1 protein-coding gene, 6 tRNA genes and 8 rRNA genes are annotated in these 16,897 nt (G+C 49.2%); all 15 read left to right on the top strand.

Going from position 1 to position 16,897, the window contains the following annotated elements; translation table 11 throughout:
• The first annotated feature begins 59 nt into the window (after positions 1-59).
• Entirely contained in the window at positions 60-2,195 is a 2,136-nt protein-coding gene (locus tag DYB02_RS00080; protein ID WP_005481757.1) for a lysine decarboxylase CadA, read from the top strand.
• 818 nt (positions 2,196-3,013) lie between these two features.
• Positions 3,014-4,566 (top strand): 16S ribosomal RNA (locus DYB02_RS00070).
• A 277-nt stretch (positions 4,567-4,843) separates the two neighbouring features.
• Positions 4,844-7,735: ribosomal RNA gene (locus DYB02_RS00065) — 23S ribosomal RNA — on the top strand.
• Between the two features lie 91 nt (positions 7,736-7,826).
• Positions 7,827-7,942 (top strand): 5S ribosomal RNA (gene rrf, locus DYB02_RS00060).
• A 317-nt stretch (positions 7,943-8,259) separates the two neighbouring features.
• Positions 8,260-9,812 (top strand): 16S ribosomal RNA (locus tag DYB02_RS00055).
• Between the two features lie 89 nt (positions 9,813-9,901).
• Positions 9,902-9,977: transfer RNA gene (locus tag DYB02_RS00050), tRNA-Glu, on the top strand.
• 2 nt (positions 9,978-9,979) lie between these two features.
• Positions 9,980-10,055: transfer RNA gene (locus tag DYB02_RS00045), tRNA-Lys, on the top strand.
• A gap of 32 nt (positions 10,056-10,087) precedes the next feature.
• Positions 10,088-10,163: transfer RNA gene (locus DYB02_RS00040), tRNA-Ala, on the top strand.
• Between the two features lie 14 nt (positions 10,164-10,177).
• Positions 10,178-10,253, top strand: a tRNA-Val gene (locus DYB02_RS00035).
• Between the two features lie 264 nt (positions 10,254-10,517).
• Positions 10,518-13,408, top strand: a 23S ribosomal RNA gene (locus DYB02_RS00030).
• Positions 13,409-13,499: 91 nt separating this feature from the next.
• A 5S ribosomal RNA gene (gene rrf / locus DYB02_RS00025) occupies positions 13,500-13,615 on the top strand.
• Between the two features lie 317 nt (positions 13,616-13,932).
• Positions 13,933-15,485 (top strand): 16S ribosomal RNA (locus tag DYB02_RS00020).
• A 65-nt stretch (positions 15,486-15,550) separates the two neighbouring features.
• Positions 15,551-15,627, top strand: a tRNA-Ile gene (locus DYB02_RS00015).
• Positions 15,628-15,668: 41 nt separating this feature from the next.
• Positions 15,669-15,744, top strand: a tRNA-Ala gene (locus tag DYB02_RS00010).
• Positions 15,745-16,008: 264 nt separating this feature from the next.
• Positions 16,009-16,897: ribosomal RNA gene (locus DYB02_RS00005) — 23S ribosomal RNA — on the top strand; the annotation flags it as partial.

Genomic DNA, 16,897 nt, shown 5'->3' with positions numbered 1-16,897 from the left:
ACCTTACTCACTGCCTGTAAATGGCAGAGAGCGCCTTCATTCGCCTTGGAGATGTCCAAATGAATATTTTCGCTATCTTGAACCACATGGGTGTGTTCTTTAAAGAAGAGCCAGTTCGTCAACTTCACGCTGCTCTTGAGAAAGCGGGCTACGAAGTGGTTTACCCAGTAGATGATAAAGACTTGATCAAAATGATTGAGATGAACCCACGCATTTGCGGTGTGCTGTTCGACTGGGATAAATACTCACTAGAGCTATGTGAACGTATTAGCCAAATCAACGAAAAACTGCCTGTTCACGCATTTGCTAACGAACAGTCTACTCTAGATATTTCACTAACAGACCTACGTCTAAACGTGAGCTTCTTCGAGTACGCTTTAGGTATGGCTGACGACATCGCTATCAAAATCAACCAAGCGACAGAGGCATACAAAGATGCCATCATGCCTCCATTCACTAAAGCGCTATTCAAATACGTAGAAGAAGGTAAATACACCTTCTGTACTCCAGGTCACATGGGTGGTACTGCGTTCCAGAAAAGCCCTGCTGGTAGCATCTTCTATGATTTTTACGGTCCAAACACATTCAAAGCGGACGTATCAATCTCAATGCCTGAGTTAGGTTCTCTACTAGACCACTCAGGTCCTCATAAAGATGCAGAAGAATACATCGCACGTACCTTCAATGCAGACAGCTCTTACATCGTAACTAACGGTACGTCTACATCGAACAAAATCGTCGGCATGTACTCAGCACCTGCGGGCAGCACAGTACTGATTGACCGTAACTGTCACAAATCTCTGACTCACCTAATGATGATGAGCGACGTGACACCAATCTACTTCCGCCCAACTCGTAACGCATACGGCATCCTTGGTGGTATTCCACAAAGCGAATTCAGCCGCGATGTCATTGCAGAGAAAGTGGCGAAAACACCAGGTGCAACAGCGCCAAGTTACGCAGTAGTGACTAACTCAACTTACGATGGTCTGTTGTACAACACACAATTCATCAAAGAGTCGCTAGACTGTAAACACATCCACTTCGACAGTGCTTGGGTGCCTTACACTAACTTCAACCCAATTTACGAAGGTAAATGTGGTATGAGTGGTGAAGCGATGCCAGGCAAAGTGTTCTACGAAACACAATCAACACACAAACTGTTGGCAGCGTTCTCACAAGCTTCAATGATTCACGTGAAAGGTGACTTTGATAAAGAGTCTTTCAACGAAGCATTCATGATGCACACTTCAACTTCACCTCAGTACGGCATTGTTGCTTCTACTGAAACTGCAGCGGCAATGATGCGCGGCAACACTGGTAAGAAGTTGATGCAAGACTCTATCGATCGCGCAATCCGCTTCCGTAAAGAGATCAAACGCCTAGAAGCAGAAAGCGACAGCTGGTTCTTCGATGTATGGCAACCAGAAAACATCGATACCACAGAATGTTGGAAACTAGACCCTAGCGACACATGGCACGGCTTCAAGAACATGGATGACAACCACATGTATCTTGACCCAATCAAAGTAACGCTACTGACTCCAGGGATGAACAAAGAAGGCGAACTAGAAGAATCAGGTATTCCTGCTTCGCTGGTGGCTAAATTCCTAGACGAGCGCGGCATCGTGGTTGAGAAAACAGGCCCATACAACTTGTTGTTCCTATTCTCAATCGGTATCGACAAATCAAAAGCAATGCAATTGCTACGCGGTCTGACTGAATTTAAACGTGGCTATGACTTGAACCTAACCATCAAGAGCTTCCTACCTTCACTATATAACGAAGACCCAAGCTTCTATGAAGGCATGCGCGTTCAAGAACTAGCACAAGCAATTCACGACCTAACTAAGAAATACAATCTACCAGAGCTAATGTACAAAGCGTTCGATGTTCTTCCAGAAATGAAAGTAACACCACACGCAGCATGGCAAGAAGAGCTTCGCGGTAACGTAGAAGAAATCAAACTGGAAGAAATGGTTGGTCGCGTAAGTGCGAACATGATCCTTCCTTACCCTCCAGGTGTGCCACTAGTACTTCCTGGTGAAATGGTGACTCAAGAGTCTCGCCCTGTGCTGGACTTCCTAGAGATGCTTTGTGAGATCGGTGCGCATTACCCAGGTTTCGAAACCGACATCCACGGCCTGTACCAACAAAAAGATGGTAGCTACACCGTAAAAGTATTGAAGAACTAAGTTCCTCTCGAAGATGACGCCATTGGGAATGCAAGCATGCTCCACTCTTACGAGCTCAATGTGTCATCGAACAACCACGACATTTAGATATACCCCTAGCTAATCTGTCGTAAAAGAGAAGGGCAAGGATGCTCTGATCTTTTCTTCTATATAGAAGAAGTAATTTCCAAGACTTCACCTGAAGTACCCCAAGTAAAAAGCAAAGACCAAAGAGCAGTTCGTCATCGTTCTGCTCTTTTTTTCATCTTTATATAGGTAGAAAGGGAAAAAAGAACCAAGAGAGATAAGATCAGCAACCGAAATTACCAAGAAATCGGCGATCTTTTAATGCGGAAGTCAGGTGTTTCTTCATGAAAAGATCCTCTACAACCCGAAATATTAGACAAGATCGTTGAGTATCTATGCAGAATGCTTGTTATTTGTTCGGTTGAAAGTTTTTTTGTAAAAAACGCTTGTACTAATTTCTCAACTCCCTATACTGCGCATCCACCGACACGGAGTGAGACGAAAGTCACACAGCGAGTCGGAAATGAGAGAAAAAAGAAATTTGAAAAAATGCTTGACTCTCTCACGGTGCGGAGTAAGATACGCACCCCTAACGACGAGCAACTGAGTTGCTGGGTAAGTTAGAAAAGCTCTTTAAAAATAAGAACCTATCAATCTGTGTGGGCACTCGTTGATGATAATCCAATTAGATACCTCGGTATCAAATTAGGTTTCAATGATACGAAGTGACCATTGAATCTTCGGATTCAGCACAGTCAATTCAAACATTACTTTATGTAATGTTCAGTATTCATTGAGCCGAACAAAATCTTAAATTGAAGAGTTTGATCATGGCTCAGATTGAACGCTGGCGGCAGGCCTAACACATGCAAGTCGAGCGGAAACGAGTTATCTGAACCTTCGGGGGACGATAACGGCGTCGAGCGGCGGACGGGTGAGTAATGCCTAGGAAATTGCCCTGATGTGGGGGATAACCATTGGAAACGATGGCTAATACCGCATGATGCCTACGGGCCAAAGAGGGGGACCTTCGGGCCTCTCGCGTCAGGATATGCCTAGGTGGGATTAGCTAGTTGGTGAGGTAAGGGCTCACCAAGGCGACGATCCCTAGCTGGTCTGAGAGGATGATCAGCCACACTGGAACTGAGACACGGTCCAGACTCCTACGGGAGGCAGCAGTGGGGAATATTGCACAATGGGCGCAAGCCTGATGCAGCCATGCCGCGTGTGTGAAGAAGGCCTTCGGGTTGTAAAGCACTTTCAGTCGTGAGGAAGGTGGTAGTGTTAATAGCACTATCATTTGACGTTAGCGACAGAAGAAGCACCGGCTAACTCCGTGCCAGCAGCCGCGGTAATACGGAGGGTGCGAGCGTTAATCGGAATTACTGGGCGTAAAGCGCATGCAGGTGGTTTGTTAAGTCAGATGTGAAAGCCCGGGGCTCAACCTCGGAATTGCATTTGAAACTGGCAGACTAGAGTACTGTAGAGGGGGGTAGAATTTCAGGTGTAGCGGTGAAATGCGTAGAGATCTGAAGGAATACCGGTGGCGAAGGCGGCCCCCTGGACAGATACTGACACTCAGATGCGAAAGCGTGGGGAGCAAACAGGATTAGATACCCTGGTAGTCCACGCCGTAAACGATGTCTACTTGGAGGTTGTGGCCTTGAGCCGTGGCTTTCGGAGCTAACGCGTTAAGTAGACCGCCTGGGGAGTACGGTCGCAAGATTAAAACTCAAATGAATTGACGGGGGCCCGCACAAGCGGTGGAGCATGTGGTTTAATTCGATGCAACGCGAAGAACCTTACCTACTCTTGACATCCAGAGAACTTTCCAGAGATGGATTGGTGCCTTCGGGAACTCTGAGACAGGTGCTGCATGGCTGTCGTCAGCTCGTGTTGTGAAATGTTGGGTTAAGTCCCGCAACGAGCGCAACCCTTATCCTTGTTTGCCAGCGAGTAATGTCGGGAACTCCAGGGAGACTGCCGGTGATAAACCGGAGGAAGGTGGGGACGACGTCAAGTCATCATGGCCCTTACGAGTAGGGCTACACACGTGCTACAATGGCGCATACAGAGGGCAGCCAACTTGCGAAAGTGAGCGAATCCCAAAAAGTGCGTCGTAGTCCGGATTGGAGTCTGCAACTCGACTCCATGAAGTCGGAATCGCTAGTAATCGTGGATCAGAATGCCACGGTGAATACGTTCCCGGGCCTTGTACACACCGCCCGTCACACCATGGGAGTGGGCTGCAAAAGAAGTAGGTAGTTTAACCTTCGGGGGGACGCTTACCACTTTGTGGTTCATGACTGGGGTGAAGTCGTAACAAGGTAGCGCTAGGGGAACCTGGCGCTGGATCACCTCCTTATACGATGATTATTCACGATGAGTGTCCACACAGATTGATAGTTCACAAGCGCAAGCTTGTAGCTAACATAGCTCTTTAACAATTTGGAAAGCTGACAAAACAACAATTTATTGTTGTTTGTAAAGTTCTCAATGTTTGTCTTTAAGACAAACACCAAAATAACACATTCAAGTGTTCTTGGAATTTGAGTCCGGCAAAATCGAGTCTGCATCATGTATAAAAATTGCAGACAACTTTGGTGACTTGTTCATCAGCTCGAAACTCCTTCGGGTTGTATGGTTAAGTGACTAAGCGTACACGGTGGATGCCTTGGCAGTCAGAGGCGATGAAAGACGTAGTAACTTGCGATAAGCCCAGATTAGGTAGTAACAACCATTTGAGTCTGGGATTTCTGAATGGGGAAACCCACGTGCATAAGCACGTATCCTTACCTGAATACATAGGGTAAGGAGGCGAACCGGGGGAACTGAAACATCTAAGTACCCCGAGGAAAAGAAATCAACCGAGATTCCGAAAGTAGCGGCGAGCGAAATTGGACTAGCCCTTAAGCTTTACACGCGTTAGACGAACGGTCTGGAAAGTCCGACGATACAGGGTGATAGTCCCGTAGTTGACGACGTGTGTTCAGTGAAATCGAGTAGGGCGGGACACGTGATATCCTGTCTGAATATGGGGGGACCATCCTCCAAGGCTAAATACTACTGACTGACCGATAGTGAACCAGTACCGTGAGGGAAAGGCGAAAAGAACCCCTGTGAGGGGAGTGAAATAGAACCTGAAACCGTGTACGTACAAGCAGTAGGAGCAGGCTTTGTCCTGTGACTGCGTACCTTTTGTATAATGGGTCAGCGACTTATATTCAGTGGCAAGGTTAACCATCTAGGGGAGCCGTAGGGAAACCGAGTCTTAACTGGGCGTTCAGTCTCTGGATATAGACCCGAAACCAGGTGATCTAGCCATGGGCAGGTTGAAGGTTGAGTAACATCAACTGGAGGACCGAACCGACTAATGTTGAAAAATTAGCGGATGACTTGTGGCTAGGGGTGAAAGGCCAATCAAACCTGGAGATAGCTGGTTCTCCCCGAAAGCTATTTAGGTAGCGCCTCGGACGAATACTACTGGGGGTAGAGCACTGTTAAGGCTAGGGGGTCATCCCGACTTACCAACCCTTTGCAAACTCCGAATACCAGTAAGTACTATCCGGGAGACACACGGCGGGTGCTAACGTCCGTCGTGGAGAGGGAAACAACCCAGACCGCCAGCTAAGGTCCCAAATTACTACTAAGTGGGAAACGATGTGGGAAGGCTCAGACAGCCAGGATGTTGGCTTAGAAGCAGCCATCATTTAAAGAAAGCGTAATAGCTCACTGGTCGAGTCGGCCTGCGCGGAAGATGTAACGGGGCTAAGTAGTAAACCGAAGCTGCGGCAATATACTTTTGTATATTGGGTAGGGGAGCGTTCTGTAAGCGGTTGAAGGTGTGTGGTAACGCATGCTGGACGTATCAGAAGTGCGAATGCTGACATGAGTAACGATAAAGGGGGTGAAAAACCTCCTCGCCGGAAGACCAAGGGTTCCTGTCCAACGTTAATCGGGGCAGGGTAAGTCGACCCCTAAGGCGAGGCCGAAAGGCGTAGTCGATGGGAAACGGGTTAATATTCCCGTACTTCTTACAATTGCGATGGGGGGGACGGAGAAGGCTAGGTGGGCCTGGCGACGGTTGTCCAGGTTCAAGTGCGTAGGCTTGAGAGTTAGGTAAATCCGGCTCTCTTTAAGGCTGAGACACGACGTCGAGCATCTACGGATGTGAAGTCATTGATGCCATGCTTCCAGGAAAAGCCTCTAAGCTTCAGATTGTAAGGAATCGTACCCCAAACCGACACAGGTGGTCGGGTAGAGAATACCAAGGCGCTTGAGAGAACTCGGGTGAAGGAACTAGGCAAAATGGTACCGTAACTTCGGGAGAAGGTACGCTCTCGACGGTGAAGTCCCTTGCGGATGGAGCTATTGAGAGTCGCAGATACCAGGTGGCTGCAACTGTTTATTAAAAACACAGCACTGTGCAAAATCGTAAGATGACGTATACGGTGTGACGCCTGCCCGGTGCCGGAAGGTTAATTGATGGGGTTAGACTTCGGTCGAAGCTCTTGATCGAAGCCCCGGTAAACGGCGGCCGTAACTATAACGGTCCTAAGGTAGCGAAATTCCTTGTCGGGTAAGTTCCGACCTGCACGAATGGCGTAATGATGGCCACGCTGTCTCCACCCGAGACTCAGTGAAATTGAAATCGCTGTGAAGATGCAGTGTACCCGCGGCTAGACGGAAAGACCCCGTGAACCTTTACTACAGCTTGGCACTGAACATTGACCCTACATGTGTAGGATAGGTGGGAGGCTTTGAAGCACGTACGCCAGTATGTGTGGAGCCGTCCTTGAAATACCACCCTTGTAGTGTTGATGTTCTAACGTCGACCCCTAATCGGGGTTGCGGACAGTGCCTGGTGGGTAGTTTGACTGGGGCGGTCTCCTCCCAAAGAGTAACGGAGGAGCACGAAGGTGGGCTAATCACGGTTGGACATCGTGAGGTTAGTGCAATGGCATAAGCCCGCTTGACTGCGAGAATGACAATTCGAGCAGGTGCGAAAGCAGGTCATAGTGATCCGGTGGTTCTGAATGGAAGGGCCATCGCTCAACGGATAAAAGGTACTCCGGGGATAACAGGCTGATACCGCCCAAGAGTTCATATCGACGGCGGTGTTTGGCACCTCGATGTCGGCTCATCACATCCTGGGGCTGAAGTCGGTCCCAAGGGTATGGCTGTTCGCCATTTAAAGTGGTACGCGAGCTGGGTTTAGAACGTCGTGAGACAGTTCGGTCCCTATCTGCCGTGGGCGTTGGAAGATTGAAGGGGGCTGCTCCTAGTACGAGAGGACCGGAGTGGACGAACCTCTGGTGTTCGGGTTGTGTCGCCAGACGCATTGCCCGGTAGCTAAGTTCGGAATCGATAACCGCTGAAAGCATCTAAGCGGGAAGCGAGCCCTGAGATGAGTCTTCCCTGATACTTTAAGTATCCTAAAGGGTTGTCGGAGACTACGACGTTGATAGGTCAGGTGTGTAAGTGCTGTGAGGCATTGAGCTAACTGATACTAATTGCCCGTGAGGCTTAACCATACAACACCCAAGGGGTTTTGATGGACTCGAAGCAAGAACAGAATTGAATGTGTAGAGAACACAAAAACAGCTTTCCGAATTAAAGAATTTGCTTGGCGACCATAGCGTTTTGGACCCACCTGACTCCATTCCGAACTCAGAAGTGAAACGAAATAGCGCCGATGGTAGTGTGGGGTTTCCCCATGTGAGAGTAGGACATCGCCAGGCTTTAATTTGCACTTGCTTAAGATTTAAGCAAGTCACCATAAGGTTCTAATCTTTTTTAGAATTTTATGTTGACTTTCAAAGTGGAAAGCGTATTATACGCACCTCGCTTGAGTGCTAAGGCACTGAAAGCCAAGCTCTTTAACAATATAGACCTATCAATCTGTGTGGGCACTCGTTGATGATAATCCAATTCGATACTTCGGTATCAAATTAGGTTTCAATGAAACGAAGTGACCATTGAATCTTCGGATTCAGCACAGTCAATTCAAACATTACTTTATGTAATGTTCAGTATTCATTGAGCCGAACAAAATCTTAAATTGAAGAGTTTGATCATGGCTCAGATTGAACGCTGGCGGCAGGCCTAACACATGCAAGTCGAGCGGAAACGAGTTATCTGAACCTTCGGGGAACGATAACGGCGTCGAGCGGCGGACGGGTGAGTAATGCCTAGGAAATTGCCCTGATGTGGGGGATAACCATTGGAAACGATGGCTAATACCGCATGATGCCTACGGGCCAAAGAGGGGGACCTTCGGGCCTCTCGCGTCAGGATATGCCTAGGTGGGATTAGCTAGTTGGTGAGGTAAGGGCTCACCAAGGCGACGATCCCTAGCTGGTCTGAGAGGATGATCAGCCACACTGGAACTGAGACACGGTCCAGACTCCTACGGGAGGCAGCAGTGGGGAATATTGCACAATGGGCGCAAGCCTGATGCAGCCATGCCGCGTGTGTGAAGAAGGCCTTCGGGTTGTAAAGCACTTTCAGTCGTGAGGAAGGTGGTAGTGTTAATAGCACTATCATTTGACGTTAGCGACAGAAGAAGCACCGGCTAACTCCGTGCCAGCAGCCGCGGTAATACGGAGGGTGCGAGCGTTAATCGGAATTACTGGGCGTAAAGCGCATGCAGGTGGTTTGTTAAGTCAGATGTGAAAGCCCGGGGCTCAACCTCGGAATTGCATTTGAAACTGGCAGACTAGAGTACTGTAGAGGGGGGTAGAATTTCAGGTGTAGCGGTGAAATGCGTAGAGATCTGAAGGAATACCGGTGGCGAAGGCGGCCCCCTGGACAGATACTGACACTCAGATGCGAAAGCGTGGGGAGCAAACAGGATTAGATACCCTGGTAGTCCACGCCGTAAACGATGTCTACTTGGAGGTTGTGGCCTTGAGCCGTGGCTTTCGGAGCTAACGCGTTAAGTAGACCGCCTGGGGAGTACGGTCGCAAGATTAAAACTCAAATGAATTGACGGGGGCCCGCACAAGCGGTGGAGCATGTGGTTTAATTCGATGCAACGCGAAGAACCTTACCTACTCTTGACATCCAGAGAACTTTCCAGAGATGGATTGGTGCCTTCGGGAACTCTGAGACAGGTGCTGCATGGCTGTCGTCAGCTCGTGTTGTGAAATGTTGGGTTAAGTCCCGCAACGAGCGCAACCCTTATCCTTGTTTGCCAGCGAGTAATGTCGGGAACTCCAGGGAGACTGCCGGTGATAAACCGGAGGAAGGTGGGGACGACGTCAAGTCATCATGGCCCTTACGAGTAGGGCTACACACGTGCTACAATGGCGCATACAGAGGGCAGCCAACTTGCGAAAGTGAGCGAATCCCAAAAAGTGCGTCGTAGTCCGGATTGGAGTCTGCAACTCGACTCCATGAAGTCGGAATCGCTAGTAATCGTGGATCAGAATGCCACGGTGAATACGTTCCCGGGCCTTGTACACACCGCCCGTCACACCATGGGAGTGGGCTGCAAAAGAAGTAGGTAGTTTAACCTTCGGGGGGACGCTTACCACTTTGTGGTTCATGACTGGGGTGAAGTCGTAACAAGGTAGCGCTAGGGGAACCTGGCGCTGGATCACCTCCTTAAACGATGATTATTCACGATGAGTGTCCACACAGATTGATACGGTTTATAAAGTAAAGAGAAGAAGAGTTCCCAAACTCTTCAATCCAGTGTCCCGTTCGTCTAGAGGCCTAGGACACCGCCCTTTCACGGCGGTAACAGGGGTTCGACTCCCCTACGGGATACCATTGGGTCGTTAGCTCAGTTGGTAGAGCAGTTGACTTTTAATCAATTGGTCGCAGGTTCGAATCCTGCACGACCCACCATTCCTTCCATTAGGAATTAAAACTCAAAATATGGGGCTATAGCTCAGCTGGGAGAGCGCCTGCCTTGCACGCAGGAGGTCTGCGGTTCGATCCCGCATAGCTCCACCATATTTTGAAACAATGGGCGATTAGCTCAGTTGGGAGAGCACCTGCCTTACAAGCAGGGGGTCACTGGTTCGAGCCCGGTATCGCCCACCATCTTTAAGCGCATTCGATGAGTGCTTTTAAAAATGGTTACTTCATTAGAAGTGATTAGCTCTTTAACAATTTGGAAAGCTGACAAAACAACAATTTATTGTTGTTTGTAAAGTTCTCAATGTTTGTCTTTAAGACAAACACCAAAATAACACATTCAAGTGTTCTTGGAATTTGAGTCCGGCAAAATCGAGTCTGCATCATGTATAAAAATTGCAGACAACTTTGGTGACTTGTTCATCAACTCGAAACTCCTTCGGGTTGTATGGTTAAGTGACTAAGCGTACACGGTGGATGCCTTGGCAGTCAGAGGCGATGAAAGACGTAGTAACTTGCGATAAGCCCAGATTAGGTAGTAACAACCATTTGAGTCTGGGATTTCTGAATGGGGAAACCCACGTGCATAAGCACGTATCCTTACCTGAATACATAGGGTAAGGAGGCGAACCGGGGGAACTGAAACATCTAAGTACCCCGAGGAAAAGAAATCAACCGAGATTCCGAAAGTAGCGGCGAGCGAAATTGGACTAGCCCTTAAGCTTTACACGCGTTAGACGAACGGTCTGGAAAGTCCGACGATACAGGGTGATAGTCCCGTAGTTGACGACGTGTGTTCAGTGAAATCGAGTAGGGCGGGACACGTGATATCCTGTCTGAATATGGGGGGACCATCCTCCAAGGCTAAATACTACTGACTGACCGATAGTGAACCAGTACCGTGAGGGAAAGGCGAAAAGAACCCCTGTGAGGGGAGTGAAATAGAACCTGAAACCGTGTACGTACAAGCAGTAGGAGCAGGCTTTGTCCTGTGACTGCGTACCTTTTGTATAATGGGTCAGCGACTTATATTCAGTGGCAAGGTTAACCATCTAGGGGAGCCGTAGGGAAACCGAGTCTTAACTGGGCGTTCAGTCTCTGGATATAGACCCGAAACCAGGTGATCTAGCCATGGGCAGGTTGAAGGTTGAGTAACATCAACTGGAGGACCGAACCGACTAATGTTGAAAAATTAGCGGATGACTTGTGGCTAGGGGTGAAAGGCCAATCAAACCTGGAGATAGCTGGTTCTCCCCGAAAGCTATTTAGGTAGCGCCTCGGACGAATACTACTGGGGGTAGAGCACTGTTAAGGCTAGGGGGTCATCCCGACTTACCAACCCTTTGCAAACTCCGAATACCAGTAAGTACTATCCGGGAGACACACGGCGGGTGCTAACGTCCGTCGTGGAGAGGGAAACAACCCAGACCGCCAGCTAAGGTCCCAAATTACTACTAAGTGGGAAACGATGTGGGAAGGCTCAGACAGCCAGGATGTTGGCTTAGAAGCAGCCATCATTTAAAGAAAGCGTAATAGCTCACTGGTCGAGTCGGCCTGCGCGGAAGATGTAACGGGGCTAAGTAGTAAACCGAAGCTGCGGCAATATACTTTTGTATATTGGGTAGGGGAGCGTTCTGTAAGCGGTTGAAGGTGTGTGGTAACGCATGCTGGACGTATCAGAAGTGCGAATGCTGACATGAGTAACGATAAAGGGGGTGAAAAACCTCCTCGCCGGAAGACCAAGGGTTCCTGTCCAACGTTAATCGGGGCAGGGTAAGTCGACCCCTAAGGCGAGGCCGAAAGGCGTAGTCGATGGGAAACGGGTTAATATTCCCGTACTTCTTACAATTGCGATGGGGGGACGGAGAAGGCTAGGTGGGCCTGGCGACGGTTGTCCAGGTTCAAGTGCGTAGGCTTGAGAGTTAGGTAAATCCGGCTCTCTTTAAGGCTGAGACACGACGTCGAGCATCTACGGATGTGAAGTCATTGATGCCATGCTTCCAGGAAAAGCCTCTAAGCTTCAGATTGTAAGGAATCGTACCCCAAACCGACACAGGTGGTCGGGTAGAGAATACCAAGGCGCTTGAGAGAACTCGGGTGAAGGAACTAGGCAAAATGGTACCGTAACTTCGGGAGAAGGTACGCTCTCGACGGTGAAGTCCCTTGCGGATGGAGCTATTGAGAGTCGCAGATACCAGGTGGCTGCAACTGTTTATTAAAAACACAGCACTGTGCAAAATCGTAAGATGACGTATACGGTGTGACGCCTGCCCGGTGCCGGAAGGTTAATTGATGGGGTTAGACTTCGGTCGAAGCTCTTGATCGAAGCCCCGGTAAACGGCGGCCGTAACTATAACGGTCCTAAGGTAGCGAAATTCCTTGTCGGGTAAGTTCCGACCTGCACGAATGGCGTAATGATGGCCACGCTGTCTCCACCCGAGACTCAGTGAAATTGAAATCGCTGTGAAGATGCAGTGTACCCGCGGCTAGACGGAAAGACCCCGTGAACCTTTACTACAGCTTGGCACTGAACATTGACCCTACATGTGTAGGATAGGTGGGAGGCTTTGAAGCACGTACGCCAGTATGTGTGGAGCCGTCCTTGAAATACCACCCTTGTAGTGTTGATGTTCTAACGTCGACCCCTAATCGGGGTTGCGGACAGTGCCTGGTGGGTAGTTTGACTGGGGCGGTCTCCTCCCAAAGAGTAACGGAGGAGCACGAAGGTGGGCTAATCACGGTTGGACATCGTGAGGTTAGTGCAATGGCATAAGCCCGCTTGACTGCGAGAATGACAATTCGAGCAGGTGCGAAAGCAGGTCATAGTGATCCGGTGGTTCTGAATGGAAGGGCCATCGCTCAACGGATAAAAGGTACTCCGGGGATAACAGGCTGATACCGCCCAAGAGTTCATATCGACGGCGGTGTTTGGCACCTCGATGTCGGCTCATCACATCCTGGGGCTGAAGTCGGTCCCAAGGGTATGGCTGTTCGCCATTTAAAGTGGTACGCGAGCTGGGTTTAGAACGTCGTGAGACAGTTCGGTCCCTATCTGCCGTGGGCGTTGGAAGATTGAAGGGGGCTGCTCCTAGTACGAGAGGACCGGAGTGGACGAACCTCTGGTGTTCGGGTTGTGTCGCCAGACGCATTGCCCGGTAGCTAAGTTCGGAATCGATAACCGCTGAAAGCATCTAAGCGGGAAGCGAGCCCTGAGATGAGTCTTCCCTGATACTTTAAGTATCCTAAAGGGTTGTCGGAGACTACGACGTTGATAGGTCAGGTGTGTAAGTGCTGTGAGGCATTGAGCTAACTGATACTAATTGCCCGTGAGGCTTAACCATACAACACCCAAGGGGTTTTGATGGACTCGAAGCAAGAACAGAATTGAATGTGTAGAGAACACAAAAACAGCTTTCCGAATTAAAGAATTTGCTTGGCGACCATAGCGTTTTGGACCCACCTGACTCCATTCCGAACTCAGAAGTGAAACGAAATAGCGCCGATGGTAGTGTGGGGTTTCCCCATGTGAGAGTAGGACATCGCCAGGCTTTAATTTGCACTTGCTTAAGATTTAAGCAAGTCACCATAAGGTTCTAATCTTTTTTAGAATTTTATGTTGACTTTCAAAGTGGAAAGCGTATTATACGCACCTCGCTTGAGTGCTAAGGCACTGAAAGCCAAGCTCTTTAACAATATAGACCTATCAATCTGTGTGGGCACTCGTTGATGATAATCCAATTCGATACTTCGGTATCAAATTAGGTTTCAATGAAACGAAGTGACCATTGAATCTTCGGATTCAGCACAGTCAATTCAAACATTACTTTATGTAATGTTCAGTATTCATTGAGCCGAACAAAATCTTAAATTGAAGAGTTTGATCATGGCTCAGATTGAACGCTGGCGGCAGGCCTAACACATGCAAGTCGAGCGGAAACGAGTTATCTGAACCTTCGGGGAACGATAACGGCGTCGAGCGGCGGACGGGTGAGTAATGCCTAGGAAATTGCCCTGATGTGGGGGATAACCATTGGAAACGATGGCTAATACCGCATGATGCCTACGGGCCAAAGAGGGGGACCTTCGGGCCTCTCGCGTCAGGATATGCCTAGGTGGGATTAGCTAGTTGGTGAGGTAAGGGCTCACCAAGGCGACGATCCCTAGCTGGTCTGAGAGGATGATCAGCCACACTGGAACTGAGACACGGTCCAGACTCCTACGGGAGGCAGCAGTGGGGAATATTGCACAATGGGCGCAAGCCTGATGCAGCCATGCCGCGTGTGTGAAGAAGGCCTTCGGGTTGTAAAGCACTTTCAGTCGTGAGGAAGGTGGTAGTGTTAATAGCACTATCATTTGACGTTAGCGACAGAAGAAGCACCGGCTAACTCCGTGCCAGCAGCCGCGGTAATACGGAGGGTGCGAGCGTTAATCGGAATTACTGGGCGTAAAGCGCATGCAGGTGGTTTGTTAAGTCAGATGTGAAAGCCCGGGGCTCAACCTCGGAATTGCATTTGAAACTGGCAGACTAGAGTACTGTAGAGGGGGGTAGAATTTCAGGTGTAGCGGTGAAATGCGTAGAGATCTGAAGGAATACCGGTGGCGAAGGCGGCCCCCTGGACAGATACTGACACTCAGATGCGAAAGCGTGGGGAGCAAACAGGATTAGATACCCTGGTAGTCCACGCCGTAAACGATGTCTACTTGGAGGTTGTGGCCTTGAGCCGTGGCTTTCGGAGCTAACGCGTTAAGTAGACCGCCTGGGGAGTACGGTCGCAAGATTAAAACTCAAATGAATTGACGGGGGCCCGCACAAGCGGTGGAGCATGTGGTTTAATTCGATGCAACGCGAAGAACCTTACCTACTCTTGACATCCAGAGAACTTTCCAGAGATGGATTGGTGCCTTCGGGAACTCTGAGACAGGTGCTGCATGGCTGTCGTCAGCTCGTGTTGTGAAATGTTGGGTTAAGTCCCGCAACGAGCGCAACCCTTATCCTTGTTTGCCAGCGAGTAATGTCGGGAACTCCAGGGAGACTGCCGGTGATAAACCGGAGGAAGGTGGGGACGACGTCAAGTCATCATGGCCCTTACGAGTAGGGCTACACACGTGCTACAATGGCGCATACAGAGGGCAGCCAACTTGCGAAAGTGAGCGAATCCCAAAAAGTGCGTCGTAGTCCGGATTGGAGTCTGCAACTCGACTCCATGAAGTCGGAATCGCTAGTAATCGTGGATCAGAATGCCACGGTGAATACGTTCCCGGGCCTTGTACACACCGCCCGTCACACCATGGGAGTGGGCTGCAAAAGAAGTAGGTAGTTTAACCTTCGGGGGGACGCTTACCACTTTGTGGTTCATGACTGGGGTGAAGTCGTAACAAGGTAGCGCTAGGGGAACCTGGCGCTGGATCACCTCCTTAAACGATGATTACTCACGATGAGTGTCCACACAGATTGATACGGTTTATGTAAAAGAGACGATACTGGGTCTGTAGCTCAGGTGGTTAGAGCGTTCGCCTGATAAGCGAGAGGTCGGTGGTTCGAGTCCACTCAGACCCACCAATTCCTTTTAGGGAGTTGGCATACAGTATCGACACCTTGATGGGGCTATAGCTCAGCTGGGAGAGCGCCTGCCTTGCACGCAGGAGGTCTGCGGTTCGATCCCGCATAGCTCCACCATCTTTAAGCGCATTCGATGAGTGCTTTTAAAAATGGTTACTTCATTAGAAGTGATTAGCTCTTTAACAATTTGGAAAGCTGACAAAACAACAATTTATTGTTGTTTGTAAAGTTCTCAATGTTTGTCTTTAAGACAAACACCAAAATAACACATTCAAGTGTTCTTGGAATTTGAGTCCGGCAAAATCGAGTCTGCATCATGTATAAAAATTGCAGACAACTTTGGTGACTTGTTCATCAGCTCGAAACTCCTTCGGGTTGTATGGTTAAGTGACTAAGCGTACACGGTGGATGCCTTGGCAGTCAGAGGCGATGAAAGACGTAGTAACTTGCGATAAGCCCAGATTAGGTAGTAACAACCATTTGAGTCTGGGATTTCTGAATGGGGAAACCCACTTACATAAGTAAGTATCGTTATGTGAATACATAGCATAACGAGGCGAACCGGGGGAACTGAAACATCTAAGTACCCCGAGGAAAAGAAATCAACCGAGATTCCGAAAGTAGCGGCGAGCGAAATTGGACTAGCCCTTAAGCTTTACACGCGTTAGACGAACGGTCTGGAAAGTCCGACGATACAGGGTGATAGTCCCGTAGTTGACGACGTGTGTTCAGTGAAATCGAGTAGGGCGGGACACGTGATATCCTGTCTGAATATGGGGGGACCATCCTCCAAGGCTAAATACTACTGACTGACCGATAGTGAACCAGTACCGTGAGGGAAAGGCGAAAAGAACCCCTGTGAGGGGAGTGAAATAGAACCTGAAACCGTGTACGTACAAGCAGTAGGAGCAGGCTTTGTCCTGTGACTGCGTACCTTTTGTATAATGGGTCAGCGACTTATATTCAGTGGCAAGGTTAACCATCTAGGGGAGCCGTAGGGAAACCGAGTCTTAACTGGGCGTTCAGTCTCTGGATATAGACCCGAAACCAGGTGATCTAGCCATGGGCAGGTTGAAGGTTGAGTAACATCAACTGGAGGACCGAACCGACTAATGTTGAAAAATTAGCGGATGACTTGTGGCTAGGGGTGAAAGGCCAATCAAACCTGGAGATAGCTGGTTTCTCCCCGAAAGCTATTTAGGTAGCGCCTCGGACGAATACTACTGGGGGTAGAGCACTGTTAAGGCTAGGGGGTCATCCCGACTTACCA

The sequence above is a fragment of the Vibrio parahaemolyticus genome, assembly GCF_900460535.1.
In the GTDB taxonomy this organism is placed as follows: Bacteria; Pseudomonadota; Gammaproteobacteria; order Enterobacterales; family Vibrionaceae; genus Vibrio; species Vibrio parahaemolyticus.
The sequence above is the reverse complement of the archived record's forward strand: the minus strand, read 5'-3'. Positions and strand labels throughout refer to the sequence as shown.